Raw genomic sequence first — 16,213 nt, forward strand, 5'->3', positions numbered from 1 at the left:
TCCATTTTGGGCACAGAAAAACTGCTGACCCAAGTCCCTTCATTCGAAGGCGCGGCTGCCGCTTCAGTGCTTACCGGCTCAGGGCCACAGCCACAGGATTTATCACAAGAAGTCATGACTCGCCTCTCCTATAGGACTTGATTCTACCGATTAAAAACCATGTAGTGGCTATAGGGTCAAGCCTGGATATACTGGCTTTTTTACCAAGGGACAGACCATGCGCATCGGTCAACTTGCACAGCAGACAGGAGTGGACACTCAGACGATTCGTTTTTATGAACGTCAGGGACTGCTTCCACCGCCCGAACGCGAGGACAATGGCTATCGAACCTATAAAGCAGGCCATGCGGACAAACTGCTGTTCATTCGCCGATGCCGCTCTTTTGGCATGTCACTGGAAGAAATTGGTGTTTTGCAGAGCTATCAGGAACAGCCGCAGCAACCCTGCGTTGCGGTCAATGAGCTCCTTGATAGACATATCGCACAGGTAAGGGCTCAGATCGCATCCTTACATGCTCTCGAAAACCAGCTGGTGACGTTGCGAGGTTGCTGCGATAACGAACGACAAAGTCTGGACTGCGGGATACTTTCGGGCCTGCTGGGGGGCGACAAACCTCTTTCGTAATCCGGCATAAAGTCATTTTTGCGTCGTCTTGAATCGCCCATAGCGCTTGACCCTATAGCAGCTATAGGGTGTTCACTCGGGCATCTACTGCGTAAGTGAGATCCAGATGAATACCGCTCTCAGCATTGCCATTGATGAGGCCTTCTTCCAGGCTAGGAAAGCACTTAATGAAGAGGCGCCAACCGAGGCTTTCTCCTGGCTGGAGCGAGCCCACATATTGAGCCAGCGAATGCCTATTCTTCATGCTCAGAGCCATTGGCTGATGCTGAGGGCCGGCTGGCAGTTGCGCGACTTACGAAAGGTGCTCAGCCAAGTACCGCGAATCATGGCGGCCCTGCTGTTCTCGAAGATCTGGGTGCCGCTCGGAAACAGCGGGCGCGCCAGGGTCAGTGCTTTTGCGCCGATGCCTATTTCACCGGAGCTGCAGCGACTTCTCCAAGGAGAAATGCAATGAGGTCGTCTCCTAGATCACCTCTTGTTGCTCCTGGGTTCTGGTGGATGCTATCGCTAGCCATTGCCTCGGCCGACCTAGCGTTGAAAAGCGCAATTACGGGTTCGCTCCCGGTCGGCACCGTGATTCCTCTCACCCCGTTCTTCAACCTGGTTCACTTCTGGAATACCGGTGCAGCGTTCAGCTTCCTGGCTGACGCGGGTGGTTGGCAGCGTTACTTCTTCATTGTCATAGCTTTGGTCGTTTCGATCGTGCTGGCTCTGATATTGCGTAAACGCAGAGCCAAAAGCGAAGCCCTAGGCTATAGCCTTATCTTGGGCGGGGCAGTTGGGAATCTGATTGATCGCGCATTTCGAGGCCATGTAATCGACTACCTGGATTTTTACTGGCTGTCCTGGCATTGGCCTGCGTTTAACCTGGCGGATATTGCTATCGTCGGTGGCGCCGCCATGTTGATCCTGAGCAGTTTGCTAAGCCCAAATGCGGAAGCCGGCCGAGTCAACGAATGAAAGGCTCGCTCTCAACGGATACCGTACGCTGGGCAGGCCAGGCCTGGATAGGGCCCGGCATCGGCATCTTTCATGGCCGTGCCGGCCACCAGGAGTGGCACCACCATCAGGCGCATCAGATTTCAGTGGGCCTCGATTCACCTGTATCGGTTGAAACCCCGTTGGGCATTCAAACAGGGGCTGCCATCTTCATCGCCGCGGGCCTGAAACACCGGATCAGTGCTGGTCGAGTGCTGTCGATCTATCTGGATGCACTATCCGATGAAGCCCCAACTATGCGGGGTACCGAAGAAGCAAGGGTAGTCGTGATCGCCCCGGCGGACGTAGTAGCGATTATCGATATGCTGCGCGAGACAGGACATACCGCTCTCCAGGTTAGGACGGGGGTGCGCCAGGCACTGCGGCTACCCGATCCACCGATTCCAGATCCTCGCTTGACAAAGGTGATTGAAGCGCTGCATAGAGGCCAAATGAGGCGCGAAGAAATGGCCGCGTTGGTGCATTTATCCCTTACACGGTTTTCCCATTGGTTCGTGGAACAGACAGGCTTGCCGCTGCGCAGCTATGCGAAATGGTTACGTCTCACACAAGCCCTACAGCACCTAGCCAAAGGGGGTCTACTCACTGAAGCGGCCCATGAGGCGGGCTTTTCTGACTCGGCACATTTCTCCCGGACATTCCGGGCACTGCTGGGCATCGATCCTTCCTCCGCCCTGGCTGAAGTCGATCTTCAGGGGTCGTAGCTCTTTCGTTCAAGCCGAAAGCGGACCTTCCCACATACAGTCATGGCTCCCTACTCAGGAGCTGAGCGATGTCTATTCCCTTGCGATTCGCCATACGGTGGCTGAGCTATCCACTTGTGTTTGGCGGCTGTGCCTCCTTCATGATTTGGGCGCTGTATGCAGGTATACCGTATTGGCCCACCACACCCATAGTCGCCGCGGCGGGGCTGCTACTCATTGCTGGCTTGGAGCGCATCCAGCCTTTTCGGCGAGCCTGGCTGGAAGATCATCAGGACACCCTGACGGATCTGCTGCACATGCTGGTGAACCTGTCTGTCATTCAATTTACTGCAGAATTTCTGGCTAAGTTAGGCGATGCGGTACCGGCTTCGGTTCGGCTCTTTCCGATCGAGAGCCCATTGTGGCTGCAATTGCTACTAGTCGCCGCCGTGCTCGACTTGAGCCTGTATGTGATGCACCGCATCAGCCACCGGGTGCATTGGCTGTGGCGCTTTCACATGATCCATCACAGCGCTGAGCGGCTCTACTGGATGAACGGAGAACGTCGACATCCTCTGCATGCGGCGTTGATGGCCGGGCCGGGGCTGGTGGTTTTGCTCATATCTGGAGCTCCGTCTGCCGTAGTCGCAACGTGGTTTGGGATCCTAACCGTCCATCTGGCCTTTCAGCATTCGAACCTGGACTACAGCGTGGGTTGGCTGCGGCATGTGCTAGGGGTTGCTGAGGTCCATCGTTGGCACCATAAGCGCGACTTCGAAGACGCCCAGGTCAACTTCGGTGAGTTTTCAACCGTGTGGGATCGGCTATTCGGAACCTTCTATGACAGTGCCGGGAAGCTGGGCAAAGCTGAGGTTGGGCTGCATGAAAAGGACTACCCCAGAAATTATTTCGGGCAATTTATTGATCCTCTTCGTCCAACATCTGCTTACCCGGCCGGTCACAATTCTTTAGAACAGGATGAAAGCCGCAATACGTAGCTAGAACGGGTGGAGTCTCAACGGGAGTACAAGCGATGCCAAACATACCGCGTGACACCGGATTGGACAGTACTTGGGCCTTCTTGCGAGATCCCTACCGATTTATCTTTGCGCGCAGTCAGTTTCATCAATCGCCGGTGTTTCAAACTCGCTTGATGTTACAGAAAACTCTGTGCCTAACAGGTGCCGAAGCTGCTCGCTTGATTTGCGACCCTGACCGATTCGTTCGCCAGAACGCTGCGCCCAAGCGACTGCAAAAAACCTTATTCGGACAAGACGGTGTCCAAGGTTTGGACGGTGATGCGCATCGTCACCGAAAGGCCCTCTTCATGGGAGTGCTCACACCCGCGAACGTGCAGGAACTAGCAGAGTTGAGCGAGGTTCGTTGGAGGGAGTATGCGCGAACTTGGCGTCCCGGTGAGTCAATCGTCCTCTACGAGATTGCTCGCGAAATTCTATGCCGCACCGTATGCGACTGGGCCGGTGCTCCAATCGCTGAAAGAGATGTTCAACAATGGACTCAAGATCTTGCAGCTCTCTATGAGCACGCCGGCGCGATCGGTCTGCAGCACTGGCAGGCACGGAAGGCACGTCGCCGATTGGAGCAATGGGCGGCAGAACTTGTCGAGTCCACTCGCGCCGCTCCCCCTACACCCGAGCAATCGCCTCTCGAACGCATCGCCCATTACAAGGACCAGCACGGACAGCCGTTGGATCTACATACCGCATCAGTGGAACTACTAAATCTGCTGCGGCCGACGGTAGCCGTCTCTGTATTCATAACCTTTGCAGCGCTAGCGCTGCACAAGCACCCGTTCTGTCTGAGAAACCTGCAGTCGGGAGATGAAAGAGATATAGGTTGCTTTGTGCAGGAAGTGCGGCGTTTCTACCCCTTCTTCCCAGCGATCAGCGCTCGCGTGAAAGAAGATTTTCTATGGGAAGGATTTGCCTTTGGCAGGGGCACCTTAGTCCTGCTGGACTTATACGGAACCAATCACGATTCCCAGCTCTGGGAGGAGGCAGATCGTTTCAAGCCTGAGCGCTTTCGATCCAACTCTCCGTCGCCATACTGCTTCATCCCACAAGGACCAGGCGACCCGCATGTTAACCATCGCTGTCCAGGTGAAGGCGTCGCCGTCGCATTGATGAGCGTTGCTGTTCGCTTCCTGGCTCGCTCGCTCCAATATGAGGTTCCCGAACAGGATCTATCAATCACCTGGGACCGATTGCCGGCACTGCCCCGAAGCCACTTCGTCATGCGGAATGCGCGAATCACAATGTAAGTTTGGTGTTTAACGAAGCGAGTCTCGCCCATCTCAAGATATGAACGGTGGGGCATGGCGTTGAGCTGCCCAGCGCAACCACGGCAATCGGGGAATACTCAGAATAAGCTGTTCACAGTCATTCCCCAATTGAGTCATTTCCGAGGGCCGTTCTGACTTATTGTCGCTTGGTATCGTCCAGATTCAGCGCAACGGGCAGGTCAGTCGGTGCCAGACAAATGCCCTCGTCACTGCAGGCCTGCACCCGTACAATCATTTCGAGCCTGCCTGCCTTTTCCAGCACGGCGGTCTGTTTTTCGTCGGGCCGCAGCCGAATACTTGCACCGTCGTCATACACCTCTAGGGCGGTGTCACTCAGCACAATGTCACTGACCCGGCCGCGCGGGTACTGCGTCGGGATTATAAGCGCCTGGCCGTTGACTGAAGAGCTGACGACGGTGGGAATCAGGAATTCCATGGAGGCCGGATTTGCATTCACATGCCAGCCCGGTTGAATGTTCAGTGTTAAAACGAAATCACCCGTCTTTCCCGCCATTGCTGCGGCGCCTCCCGCAACAGTGAGGCGGACCTTATCAGCGGAATTTGCCAACCCTGCTCGGGTCGGCACCGGGACTTCAAGACCGGCACGTTCAGTCTGGGCAGCGTCGAGGTTGTTTCCGTTGGTGTCGATCAACATGAACGCAGCGATCGCGATCGCAAAAACCACTACTCCAGCTAGCAATCCTTTTTGTCGAATCACCATGATTGGGTCTCCAGTATCTAAGGTTGTGGGTTTCCGGTGCGATTGATAGCTTCGACCAAGCTGTCGGTGTCAAAAAGCCCCGTGAAACGGGCGATAACGGTGTCGTCACGGTCAACAACCACTGCGAAGGGTAAGGCCTGCCCGCCGGTCGCAGTTAATAGCGCATCTTTTTCTGGGTTGCTCGCTGTCACGTCAACTTGTATGGGCACCATCTTGGTGCGCCGCACGGCTTCGGCCACAGCGGCCTCCTGGTAGACCGTGCGCTCAAGTATCTTGCAGTTGATGCACCAGTCGGCGGTGAACTCCAGCAAATAGGGTGTGCCCTGGGCTTTTGTCTCCGTCAGTAGTTTTGCGGAGTAGGGTTGCCAGACGAGTTCGTCTTCGCTGTTGCCCAGCGGGGATGCGAATTCCACAGTCATCGCAAGGGCAAGGCCTGCCGCCGTTGTGGTGATCACACGCACGGTACCATTACCCTGGACGAAACGGCGGGCACCCCAGGCCAGCACCAGGGCCAGCCAAGACCACCATAGCCAGGTATAAACCGCTTTGGGCACCAGGCTCGCGCTGAAAAAGACGGCTGCGGCCAGCAAGACCAACGCGAGCACTTCTCTAATGACCAGGGTCCAGGGCCCCGCCTTGGGCAACCGGCTCAGCCAATCGGGTTTGAGCATCAATGCTGCGTAGGGCAGCGACAACCCCAGCCCGATACTGCCGAATATCCCCATACTTACCGGCGTCGGCTGGGTAACGGCAAAGGCTAGGACTCCACCAAGGAAAGGACCGGCGCAGGGTGCGGCCAAAACCGCACTCAATAACCCAGATACGAATGCTTCAAAGTAGCGCCGGCCATGGACCGAGGCGGCGAACGCCGGGATCGGGATGGGCAAATCCAGCCAGGTGACCACCGCAAACCCGACCATCAAGGCAACAAGGACACCAACGAACACCGCAGACTGAAACAAAGTGCCCCAGCTCCACTGCAGAAGTGCGGTCAGTCCGCCCAACGTCAGGAAAAACGCGAGCGTTCCTGCGGTGAACGCCAATGCCGCCAGCACGCGGTGCGATCGTTGGCTGCCCGCCTCTCGTAAGATGGTCCGGACCTTAATGGGAATTGCAGGCAAAACGCAGGGCGTCAGGTTGAGCAGCAAACCTGCCACTATCGCCATTAAGAGCTGGCCGGCGATGAGTAAAGAGGGAATTTGATCCATCACTCAGCTATTCCCAGCCCCTTCCCACCCTTCCTGGCCGGAACGTCCGGTCTGACCCCGCCATTGGCTGCTTGCATACTTAAATAGCAGATTTTTTGAGTGCTCATATCTCTTCTCCATATAGACCCCGTCCTTTGAGTTATTGGCAAACGTCAGCTATCGGTAACGATTATCGCATCGGCTTCAGGCATCGCGAAGAGCTGAGATGACATTAAAGAATTTTACACAGGCGAGGCAGATGCTTGGTTAGTGCCACTCTGGGTATGCTAAAAACCTAGCGGCTTACCATTTTCATACGACTAGCCAACAACTAAATATAAGTCTGTTCACGCTGAGGCCCACAATCGCTCAATGAGCAGCTGCACGCACCGAGCCTACTGGTCCTCTCAAGAATAAGTAATGGCCTATAAACAATCCCCTAGGGATGGTCTGAAGTAGCCATGTATTTCTGGCTGACTTCAGCTTCCGCCGATTTTGAAAGCGGAAAATCGACCAAAAATGATCAGATCACCGCTCATTTCTGTGTTTTTAGCCGCCGCGAGCACCTCGCGGCGGCCATTCCCCGCATTACAGGCGCACCTCTCCCGCGTTGGTCAGTAACCGTCGGCGCGCCTTCCACAGATTCGACAGCGCGAACAGCGTGACCAACTGAGCGGTGTTCTTCACCAGCCCGCGGAAGCGCACCTTGGTATAGCCAAACTGCCGCTTGATCACGCGGAACGGGTGCTCGACCTTGGCGCGTACTTGGGGCTTTGGCCTTCTCGATCTTGCGCTTGGCTTTGTATAGCGCGCTGCGCTTATCGAGCTTCTTGTAGGTGATGCGGCGTGCCGCAACCTGCCAGATCACCTGACGCCCCTCATGCTCGGGACGCTTCTCAACGCCGGTGTAACCAGCGTCGGCGCAAACCACATTCTCGTCGCCGTGCAGCAGCTTATCGACCTGGGTGACATCCGCCACGTTGGCCGCCGTGCCCACCACGCTGTGCACCAAGCCCGATTCGTCATCCACGCCGATGTGCGCCTTCATGCCGAAGTAGTATTGCTGGCCTTTCTTGGTCTGGTGCATCTCCGGGTCGCGCTTGCCGTCCTTGTTCTTGGTTGAACTCGGCGCGTTGATCAGTGTGGCATCGACGATAGTGCCTTGGCGCAGCGACAGGCCGTGGTCACCCAGGTGGCCGTTGATCACAGCCAGGATGCCGGCAGCCAGCTCATGTTTCTCCAGCCCGGCTTTGGAGCTTTTTCCTGCGAGCCAATGCCATATGTAGACAAATCCCTTCCTTCTCACCCGATACAGAGTCTGCTCGCTGTGAGAATGGCAAGCGTTATGTATCCAACCGATGATACTGCCGAATTCGACGAAGCAGGAGCAAACCGAGTCCGAGTGCGATCACGCCAAGGATAGGCCAATCCCGCCAGCGCACATAAGGGGTCGCGCCAGTTCGGGGGGTCACTTCGGCGCTGAGGGTGGCTACGCGGAATTGAGGAGCGCGTGTAAGGACCTTTCCCTCATAGCTGACAGTTGCTGTGATGCCCGTGTTCGTGGCTCGCAGTAGGTCACGTCCGGTTTCGATGGCACGCATGCGGACCATCTGGAAGTGCTGGAGAGGGCCGATTGAGCTGCCGAACCAAGCATCGTTGCTGACATTCACCAGTAACTGCGCTTCGGGCAGAAGTTCCGTGACTTCAGCACCAAAGACCGCCTCGTAGCAGATGAGTGCTCCGACGGGCACACCCGCTGCGTTAAGGACGTGCGCTTCCCGTCCTGGTGTGAAATCGGACATAGGCGCCCCGAGCACGTCGAGGGCCGAACCCAAGAAGTTCCGGAGCGGAACATATTCACCGAATGGCACCAGGTGGCGTTTGTAGTAGTACCCTGCGGGATCTGAGAGGCTTATCACCGCGTTGTAGGTGCGACCGTCCGTCTCGCGTATAGGGACGCCAATCATTAACGAGGTGCCGGCCTGATCGGCTAACACCTCGAGCTCAGCAAGATATTCTCTAGCCTGGTCATGCCACATCGGGATTGCCGCTTCTGGCCAAATCACGATGTCGGCCCCGAGATGCTGCTTCGTAAGCGTCTGATAGCGGTCAAGCGTGATTTCCCGGGAATCCGGGTCCCATTTTTTGTCTTGCGTGATGTTTCCCTGCAAGAGGGCAATATTGATAGGGCCAGCGGCTGGCTGCGTCCACTCACGATCCAGAATCTGCAAGCTGGCGAGAGTAGCGATTAACACGGCACCGGCTACCGTCGCACGGTGCAGGCTTAAGCCCAAGATAACCCACGCAAGCCCGCCAGCGAGCAAGGCCACCAGAAAACTCACGCCAAGCACACCAAAGACAGGAGCGATAGTGGCAAGTGTGGTGTCGGTCTGGCTGTAGCCGATAAAAAGCCAAGGAAAGCCGGTTAAGAACCAGGTGCGCATCCATTCACTCAACACCCATGCCGCTGGTAGCCCTAGCCAGAGCGCCGTCGCATCGATCTCAGGGTGCAGGCGGCGTACGAGATACGCGACGCCCCATGGGAAGAGAGCTAGCAGCGAGACAAAGGCCGTTGTGGCTAACACTGCCACCACGGGGCCATTGCCGTACTGGCTGATGCTGATGTAGACCCAGGAGACACCTACGCCGAAGTAACCAAGGCCAAATATGTAGGCCGACCATAGCGCCTGACGCCTTGAAGATTGCGCGACCAGGACAAACAATGCGGCAAGAGCCATCACCGCAATCCATGCCCAGCCCACAGGGGCAAAGGCAAGCGGCATGGCGCCTCCGGCTAGTAAAGCCATCACCCTTGTCAGAAACGTCTTGTAGCGCATTCCCGAGGTTAAGTCGGACGGTAGAGCGCACTTATCACCCAATGCTCTCGCCTCCTAAGCCAAGATCAACCCTGTAGCTCATGCTTTCTTGCTCCGCTCAACTCACACCCATCAACCCATTCGACGGGCTGACCAGAGTAGCAAAGTGAACTTTCTGAACTCGACAAGGTGCGCCGTAAGCTGGGAGCTGCTCCGTATTCAGCCAGCAAGACAGCGGACAACCGCCACGTCTCGCTCGTCAAACATCAACCGCCTGTCGCTTCGAGCGACTGGCTAATCGATTCGCGCGTTGCGGGCGCCAGGCGCAGCTTCCAGCGCCCACTCTTCAGCTGCGATCTGGAAACGGTTCATGTACAGCACGAAAGCAACCACGCCCAGCAGGGTTAGAGGCGAGGCCAAGGCCAGCGCCCAAGCCGCCAGAGTAATGGCGAAGCCTAAGTACATGGGGTTGCGGCTGTAATGGTAGATGCCAGCCTCCACCAATGCCGAAGCCTGCTGCGGCTGCAATGGATTGACAGTAGTACGTGCGCGGCGAAACGACAGTACGCCGGCGAAACACACGCCGAGCCCCAGGAACAGTACCGGCAAAGCGACGGTCAGACGCGCGGTCCATGTCAGTTCGATGCTCGGCAATCTGGGTCCCGACAACCCCATCAGCAGAGCGATCAGGCCCGCTACGAGCAGCGGTGGCACGCGGTTCTCCAGCGCGCTCATAGTGTCATTCCCGTGCCTTGGCCACTTCGCTGCTCACTAATCGGCGCAGCGGCTCCGGGCCGAACTCGCTGAGCGCACGACCATTTACAAAAAAGGTCGGGGTGCCACGAATCCCAACGGCCTTGACGTCCTGCATGTCCGTTTCAAGCACGGCGTTGACGCTAGGCGTATGCATGTCCTGGCGGGCCTGCTCCAAGTTCAAACCGACGCGCTCGGCAGCAGCCCATGCCTGCGTTACCTTGGGGTCGTCGTGCCAACCGGGCTGGGTCTCCAGCACAGCCTCCAGCACTTGTTCATGGAGATTTTGCTTGCGCGCCGCCTCAAGCATCCGCGCCACTTCTTCCGAACCTTGATGAAACAGTACATAGCGCAGCACCAGACGTACATCTTCCGGGTTCTCGGCGAGGATCTGCTTCACATAGGGATGGAAGGCGCGGCATGCCTCGCATGAAGGATCGAAGAACTCGACAATGGTTACTGGCGCTTGCGTTGGGCCGAACACCGGCGAGTGGAAGCGAACCAGTTGGCCACCGTTCTGTTTGGGTTGTGTCGCGGTCTCTTGGGCTGTCGAACCGGGAGCTTGGGCCTGTTGAGGTGACTGCGAGGGGGAATAGAAGAATGCGGCGGCGGCAAAAACGGCCAGGATCACGGCACTGGTGATCAGGACCACGGAACGGCGATTCATGAAGTTGTTCTCCGACGGATGAGAATGAGCAGGATGGCGATCAGGATAAAGGCGAACAAGGCGAGTGCCGGCAGGGGCACCACGCCGAAGAGTGTCATTCCGGCGCCCGAGCAGGATGGACCGGTGGCCGTGCAGGGCTGGATCGGCTGTGGAATCAGCCCTGCATAGAGCAGCGTGTGAACAAATGCCAGCGCCGCACCGATAGCGGTCAGCGGTAGGGCGTAACGCCAGACTGTGAAATCCGAGCGGTAGCAGGCGATGGCCAGGATCACCGCCAGCGGAAACATAAAGGCGCGCTGGAACCAGCACAAAACACAGGGTGCCTGGCCCATCACCTCGCCAATGAACAGCGCGGATAGGGTCGATACCAGTGCGACCAGCCAGGTTAGCAGCAGCAGGTTCCAGGTCATGCCTGAACGTTGAGGATTCATTGCGGTTAGGGGGCACCTCAGAAAACGGAAAATAAAGCACGCTAAGGCATAGCTGACCTTGCCAGGCCTGCTTCGCCCTGTAGTGACGCGATCAACGGGCAGGAAACATTCCCCTTTCGTGCATGGCAGGCGCACACGAGTTCAGACAGCACGGTTTCCATGCGCGCCAAGTCGGCCATCTTCTCGCGCACGTCCTTGAGCTTGTGTTCGGCCAGGCTGCTGGCCTCCTCGCAGTGGGTGCCATCGTCGAGCCGCAACAGCTCGGCAATCTCGTCCAGACTGAACCCCAGCCGCTGTGCCGATTTCACGAATTTCACCCGAACCACGTCCGCCTCCCCATAGCGGCGGATGCTGCCGTAAGGCTTGTCCGGTTCCGGCAACAGGCCCTTGCGCTGATAGAAGCGGATTGTCTCCACGTTGACCCCGGCCGCCTTGGCAAAAACGCCAATGGTCAGGTTTTCCAAATTATTTTCCATATCGCTTGACTCCGTACATGAGTACGGAAGTAAGGTTACGCTATCCAATCCAAATTCAAAAGGGCCAACGTATGTCTGAACCACAAAACGGGCGCGGTGCGCTCTTCGCCGGCGGGCTGGCCGCCATTCTTGCATCGACCTGCTGCCTGGGGCCGCTAGTACTGGTCGCCCTGGGCTTCTCCGGTGCTTGGATCGGCAACCTGACGGTGCTGGAACCCTATCGACCGTTGTTCATCGGCGCGGCGCTAGTGGCGCTGTTCTTCGCCTGGAAGCGGATTTACCGGCCCGTGCAGGCATGCAAGCCAGGTGAGGTCTGCGCGATTCCGCAGGTGCGCGCCACCTACAAGCTGATTTTCTGGATCGTGGCCGTGCTGGTCCTGGTCGCGCTTGGATTTCCCTATGTCGTTCCATTTTTCTATTAACCAGGAGTTCATCATGAAGAAACTGTTTGCCTCCCTTGCCCTCGCCGCCGCTGTTGCCCCGGTGTGGGCCGCTACCCAGACCGTCACGCTAGCGGTTCCCGGCATGACTTGCGCCGCCTGCCCGATCACAGTCAAGAAAGCGCTCTCCAAGGTCGAAGGCGTGAGCAAGGTCGATGTGGGCTTCGAGAAGCGCGAGGCCGTCGTCACTTTTGACGACACCAAGGCCAGCGTACAGAAGCTGACCAAGGCCACCGCAGACGCCGGCTATCCGTCCAGCGTCAAGCAGTGAGCCAGCAAGCCAACGACAACAGCGAGAGCCGCTTCATGGGACTGATGACACGCATTGCCGATAAAACCGGCGCGCTCGGCAGCGTCGTTTCCGCGATGGGCTGCGCCGCCTGCTTTCCAGCCCTCGCCAGCTTCGGCGCGGCCATCGGGCTGGGCTTCTTGAGCCAGTACGAGGGACTGTTCATCAGCCGCCTGCTGCCGCTGTTTGCCGCGCTGGCCTTCCTGGCGAACGCGCTGGGTTGGTTCAGTCATCGGCAATGGCTGCGCAGTCTGCTCGGCATGATCGGCCCGGCCATCGTGTTTGCGGCCACGGTCTGGCTGCTCGGCAACTGGTGGACGGCGAACCTGATGTACGTCGGCCTGGCCTTGATGATTGGGGTGTCGATCTGGGACTTCGTGTCGCCGGCGCATCGCCGTTGCGGACCGGACGGCTGCGAACTCCCCGCCAAGCGCTTGTGAAAGACGGCTGACCGTGCGACACGGCGGCCCACACGAATAAGGAACGATGGTATGAGCACTCTCAAAATCACCGGCATGACTTGCGACTCGTGCGCAGTGCATGTCAAGGACGCCCTGGAGAAAGTGCCCGGCGTGCAATCAGCGGATGTCTCCTACGCCAAGGGCAGCGCCAAGCTCGCCATTGAGGTCGGCACGTCACCCGACGCGCTGACGGCCGCTGTAGCTGGACTCGGTTATCGGGCCACGCTGGCCGATGCCCCCTCAGTTTCGACGCCGGGCGGATTGCTCGACAAGATGCGCGATCTGCTGGGCAGAAACGACAAGACGGGTAGCAGCGGCGCATTGCATATCGCCGTCATCGGCAGCGGCGGGGCCGCGATGGCAGCGGCGCTGAAGGCCGTCGAGCAAGGCGCACGTGTCACGCTGATCGAGCGCGGCACCATCGGCGGCACCTGCGTCAATGTCGGTTGTGTGCCGTCCAAGATCATGATCCGCGCCGCCCATATCGCCCATCTGCGCCGGGAAAGCCCGTTCGATGGCGGCATCGCCGCTACCACGCCGACCATCCAGCGCACGGCGCTGCTGGCCCAGCAGCAGGCCCGCGTCGATGAACTGCGCCACGCCAAGTACGAAGGCATCTTGGAGGGCAATCCGGCGATCACTGTGCTGCACGGCTCCGCCCGCTTTAAGGACAATCGCAACCTGATCGTGCAACTCAACGACGGCGGCGAGCGCGTGGTGGCATTCGACCGCTGCCTGATCGCCACCGGCGCGAGCCCGGCCGTGCCGCCGATTCCCGGCCTGAAAGACACTCCGTACTGGACTTCCACTGAAGCGCTGGTCAGCGAGACGATTCCTAAGCGCCTGGCCGTGATTGGCTCATCAGTGGTGGCGCTGGAGCTGGCGCAGGCGTTCGCCCGACTCGGAGCGAAGGTGACGATCCTGGCTCGCAGCACGCTGTTCTTCCGCGAAGACCCAGCTATAGGCGAAGCCGTCACGGCCGCATTCCGCATGGAGGGCATCGAGGTGAGGGAACACACCCAGGCCAGCCAGGTCGCGTATATCAATGGTGAAGGGGACGGCGAATTCGTGCTCACCACGGCGCACGGCGAACTGCGCGCCGACAAGCTGCTGGTCGCCACCGGCCGCGCGCCCAACACACGCAAGCTGGCACTGGATGCGACGGGCGTCACGCTCACCCCGCAAGGCGCTATCGTCATCGACCCCGGCATGCGTACAAGCGTGGAACACATCTACGCCGCAGGCGACTGCACCGACCAGCCGCAGTTCGTCTATGTGGCGGCAGCGGCCGGCACTCGCGCCGCGATCAACATGACCGGCGGTGACGCGGCCCTGAACCTGACCGCGATGCCGGCCGTGGTGTTCACCGACCCGCAAGTGGCGACCGTAGGCTACAGCGAGGCGGAAGCGCACCATGACGGCATCAAAACTGATAGTCGCACGCTAACGCTGGACAACGTGCCGCGCGCGCTCGCCAACTTCGACACGCGCGGCTTCATCAAACTGGTGGTTGAAGAAGGCAGCGGACGACTGATCGGCGTGCAGGCAGTGGCCCCGGAAGCGGGCGAACTGATCCAGACGGCCGCACTGGCGATTCGCAACCGGATGACGGTGCAGGAACTGGCCGACCAGTTGTTCCCCTACCTGACGATGGTCGAAGGGTTGAAGCTCGCGGCGCAGACCTTCAACAAGGATGTGAAGCAGCTTTCCTGCTGCGCCGGGTGAGGACAAGGAGGTGTGCGATGAGCGCCTACACGGTATCGCAACTGGCCCATAACGCTGGGGTGAGCGTACATATCGTGCGCGACTACCTGGTGCGCGGCTTGTTACGGCCGGTGGCCTGCACCACGGGCGGCTACGGCGTGTTCGACGATGCGGCCTTGCAACGGCTGTGCTTCGTGCGCGCGGCCTTCGAGGCGGGTATCGGCCTGGATGCCCTGGCGCGGCTGTGCCGTGCGCTCGACGCAGCGGACGGCGCACAAGCCGCAGCGCAGCTTGCCGTGCTGCGCCAGTTGGTCGAGCGGCGGCGCGCGGCGTTGGCCCATCTGGACGCGCAACTGGCCTCCATGCCAGCCGAGCGGGCGCACGAGGAGGCATTGCCGTGAACGCCCCTGACAAACTGCCGCCCGAGACGCGCCAACCCGTTTCCGGCTACCTGTGGGGTGCGCTGGCCGTGTTGACCTGCCCCTGCCATCTGCCGATTCTCGCCGCCGTGCTGGCCGGGACGACCGCCGGTGCCTTCCTTGGCGAGCATTGGGGTGTTGCCGCGCTCGCGCTGACCGGCTTGTTCGTTCTGGCCGTAACGCGGCTGCTGCGCGCCTTCCGGGGCGGATCATGACGAGTTCGCAGCCCGCCGGATGGACGGCGGCCGAGTTGGCGCAGGCGGCGGCGCGCGGACAGCTTGACCTGCATTACCAGCCGCTGGTCGATCTGCGCGATCACCGGATCGCTGGCGCGGAAGCGTTGATGCGCTGGCGGCATCCGAGGCTTGGCCTGTTGCCGCCCGGCCAGTTCCTGCCGCTGGCCGAGTCGTTCGGCCTGATGCCGGAAATAGGCGCGTGGGTGCTGGGCGAGGCCTGTCGCCAGATGCACAAGTGGCAAGGACCGGCATGGCAACCGTTCCGTCTTGCCGTCAATGTGTCCGCCAGCCAGGTTGGGCCAACGTTCGACGACGAGGTAAAGCGGGTGCTGGCCGATATGGCCCTGCCCGCCGAGCTTCTGGAGATCGAACTGACCGAATCGGTCGCATTCGGCAATCCAGCCCTGTTCGCCAGTTTCGACGCCTTGCGCGCCATCGGCGTGCGCTTCGCCGCCGACGACTTCGGCACCGGCTATTCCTGCCTGCAACATCTGAAATGCTGCCCCATCACCACATTGAAAATCGACCAATCCTTTGTCGCCAGGCTCCCGGATGATGCCCGTGACCAAACTATCGTGCGGGCGGTGATCCAGCTCGCGCACGGGCTGGGCATGGAGGTGGTAGCCGAGGGTGTGGAAACACCCGACTGCCTTGCGTGGTTGCGGCAGGCGGGTTGCGACACGGTGCAGGGTTTCCTGTTCGCCAGGCCGATGCCGGCGGCGGCCTTCGTCGGCTTCGTCAACCAATGGAGGAACACCACCATGAACGCCAATGAACCGAGCACCAGTTGCTGCGTGTGCTGCAAGGAAATCCCGCTCGATGCCGCCTTCACGCCGGAAGGGGCCGAGTACGTGGAGCATTTCTGCGGGCTGGAGTGCTATCAGCGCTTCCAGGCGCGGGCCAGCACTGCGACCGAAACCAGCGTCAAACCGGACGCTTGTGATTCGCCGCCGTCAGGTTGAGGCATACCCTAACCTGATGTCAGATGCCATGTGTAAATTGCG

General features: G+C 59.2%; 21 protein-coding genes and 1 pseudogene. 14 read left to right on the forward strand and 8 right to left on the reverse strand.

Translation table 11 applies throughout. From position 1 onward, the window contains the following. The first annotated feature begins 217 nt into the window (after positions 1-217). From cadR to C1896_11075, 6 genes are all read left to right on the forward strand, one after another. Positions 218-625, forward strand: coding sequence for a Cd(II)/Pb(II)-responsive transcriptional regulator (cadR, locus tag C1896_11050; GenBank protein ID AZZ45394.1), 408 nt, complete (start codon positions 218-220; stop codon positions 623-625). 106 nt (positions 626-731) lie between these two features. After that, complete coding sequence (locus C1896_11055; GenBank protein ID AZZ45395.1) at positions 732-1,079, forward strand: DUF3703 domain-containing protein; 348 nt, start codon at positions 732-734, stop codon at positions 1,077-1,079. After that, positions 1,076-1,585 (forward strand): lipoprotein signal peptidase, encoded by a 510-nt coding sequence (locus C1896_11060; GenBank protein ID AZZ45396.1) that lies wholly within the window; start codon positions 1,076-1,078, stop codon positions 1,583-1,585. Before C1896_11055 ends, C1896_11060 begins: the two co-directional genes overlap by 4 nt. Before the next feature lie 161 nt (positions 1,586-1,746). Then, complete coding sequence (locus C1896_11065; protein AZZ47625.1) at positions 1,747-2,328, forward strand: AraC family transcriptional regulator; 582 nt, start codon at positions 1,747-1,749, stop codon at positions 2,326-2,328. 68 nt (positions 2,329-2,396) lie between these two features. After that, positions 2,397-3,305: a sterol desaturase gene (locus tag C1896_11070; protein ID AZZ45397.1), complete on the forward strand. Its 909-nt coding sequence runs from the start codon at positions 2,397-2,399 to the stop codon at positions 3,303-3,305. A 35-nt stretch (positions 3,306-3,340) separates the two neighbouring features. Continuing rightward, positions 3,341-4,588, forward strand: coding sequence for a cytochrome P450 (locus C1896_11075; GenBank protein AZZ45398.1), 1,248 nt, complete (start codon positions 3,341-3,343; stop codon positions 4,586-4,588). A 157-nt stretch (positions 4,589-4,745) separates the two neighbouring features. Here the strand turns inward: C1896_11075 and C1896_11080 are convergent, their stop codons facing one another. Next, entirely contained in the window at positions 4,746-5,330 is a 585-nt protein-coding gene (locus tag C1896_11080) for a hypothetical protein (protein ID AZZ45399.1), read from the reverse strand. A 17-nt stretch (positions 5,331-5,347) separates the two neighbouring features. After that, a complete protein-coding gene (locus C1896_11085) occupies positions 5,348-6,538 on the reverse strand; it encodes a DUF255 domain-containing protein (GenBank protein AZZ45400.1) in 1,191 nt (396 codons plus the stop codon). Positions 6,539-6,978: 440 nt separating this feature from the next. Between C1896_11085 and C1896_11090 the strand changes: the two genes are divergently transcribed. Then, positions 6,979-7,182: a hypothetical protein gene (locus C1896_11090; GenBank protein AZZ45401.1), complete on the forward strand. Its 204-nt coding sequence runs from the start codon at positions 6,979-6,981 to the stop codon at positions 7,180-7,182. On the opposite strand, the pseudogene C1896_11095 reads toward C1896_11090, so the two are convergent. The 6 genes and pseudogenes from C1896_11095 to merR all read right to left on the reverse strand — a co-directional run bounded on the left by C1896_11095 (position 7,106) and on the right by merR (position 11,660). After that, positions 7,106-7,760 (reverse strand): annotated as a pseudogene (locus C1896_11095) (IS5/IS1182 family transposase). The gene C1896_11090 and the pseudogene C1896_11095 overlap by 77 nt on opposite strands. A gap of 100 nt (positions 7,761-7,860) precedes the next feature. Continuing rightward, positions 7,861-9,324: an apolipoprotein N-acyltransferase gene (locus C1896_11100; protein ID AZZ47626.1), complete on the reverse strand. Its 1,464-nt coding sequence runs from the start codon at positions 9,322-9,324 to the stop codon at positions 7,861-7,863. Between the two features lie 303 nt (positions 9,325-9,627). Further along, positions 9,628-10,068: a protein-S-isoprenylcysteine methyltransferase gene (locus tag C1896_11105; GenBank protein AZZ45402.1), complete on the reverse strand. Its 441-nt coding sequence runs from the start codon at positions 10,066-10,068 to the stop codon at positions 9,628-9,630. A 4-nt stretch (positions 10,069-10,072) separates the two neighbouring features. Next, on the reverse strand, positions 10,073-10,753 hold the full coding sequence (locus C1896_11110) for a disulfide bond formation protein DsbA (protein ID AZZ45403.1): 681 nt from the start codon (positions 10,751-10,753) through the stop codon (positions 10,073-10,075). Next, entirely contained in the window at positions 10,750-11,163 is a 414-nt protein-coding gene (locus C1896_11115; protein AZZ45404.1) for a disulfide bond formation protein B, read from the reverse strand. Before C1896_11115 ends, C1896_11110 begins: the two co-directional genes overlap by 4 nt. A 62-nt stretch (positions 11,164-11,225) precedes the next feature. After that, the gene (gene merR / locus C1896_11120) at positions 11,226-11,660 is read right to left on the reverse strand and encodes an Hg(II)-responsive transcriptional regulator (GenBank protein ID AZZ45405.1); all 435 of its coding nucleotides are present in this window, start codon (positions 11,658-11,660) and stop codon (positions 11,226-11,228) included. Between the two features lie 71 nt (positions 11,661-11,731). Between merR and C1896_11125 the strand changes: the two genes are divergently transcribed. Genes C1896_11125 through C1896_11155 form a run of 7 tightly spaced genes read left to right on the forward strand, consistent with a single transcriptional unit; the run spans position 11,732 to position 16,171 of the window. Continuing rightward, a complete protein-coding gene (locus tag C1896_11125) occupies positions 11,732-12,082 on the forward strand; it encodes a mercuric transporter (GenBank protein AZZ45406.1) in 351 nt (116 codons plus the stop codon). 13 nt (positions 12,083-12,095) lie between these two features. After that, complete coding sequence (gene merP, locus C1896_11130) at positions 12,096-12,371, forward strand: mercuric transporter periplasmic component (GenBank protein ID AZZ45407.1); 276 nt, start codon at positions 12,096-12,098, stop codon at positions 12,369-12,371. A gap of 35 nt (positions 12,372-12,406) precedes the next feature. After that, entirely contained in the window at positions 12,407-12,829 is a 423-nt protein-coding gene (locus C1896_11135) for a mercury transport protein MerC (GenBank protein ID AZZ47627.1), read from the forward strand. A gap of 51 nt (positions 12,830-12,880) precedes the next feature. Continuing rightward, positions 12,881-14,575, forward strand: a complete 1,695-nt coding sequence (locus C1896_11140; protein AZZ45408.1) for a mercury(II) reductase — start codon at positions 12,881-12,883, stop codon at positions 14,573-14,575. Positions 14,576-14,592: 17 nt separating this feature from the next. Beyond that, a complete protein-coding gene (merD, locus tag C1896_11145; protein ID AZZ45409.1) occupies positions 14,593-14,955 on the forward strand; it encodes a transcriptional regulator in 363 nt (120 codons plus the stop codon). After that, the gene (locus C1896_11150; protein AZZ45410.1) at positions 14,952-15,188 is read left to right on the forward strand and encodes a mercury resistance protein; all 237 of its coding nucleotides are present in this window, start codon (positions 14,952-14,954) and stop codon (positions 15,186-15,188) included. Before merD ends, C1896_11150 begins: the two co-directional genes overlap by 4 nt. Next, complete coding sequence (locus C1896_11155; GenBank protein AZZ45411.1) at positions 15,185-16,171, forward strand: DUF3330 domain-containing protein; 987 nt, start codon at positions 15,185-15,187, stop codon at positions 16,169-16,171. Before C1896_11150 ends, C1896_11155 begins: the two co-directional genes overlap by 4 nt. Positions 16,172-16,213 lie beyond the last annotated feature (42 nt).

This window comes from Pseudomonadaceae bacterium SI-3, assembly GCA_004010935.1.
Lineage (GTDB): Bacteria > Pseudomonadota > Gammaproteobacteria > Pseudomonadales > Pseudomonadaceae > Stutzerimonas.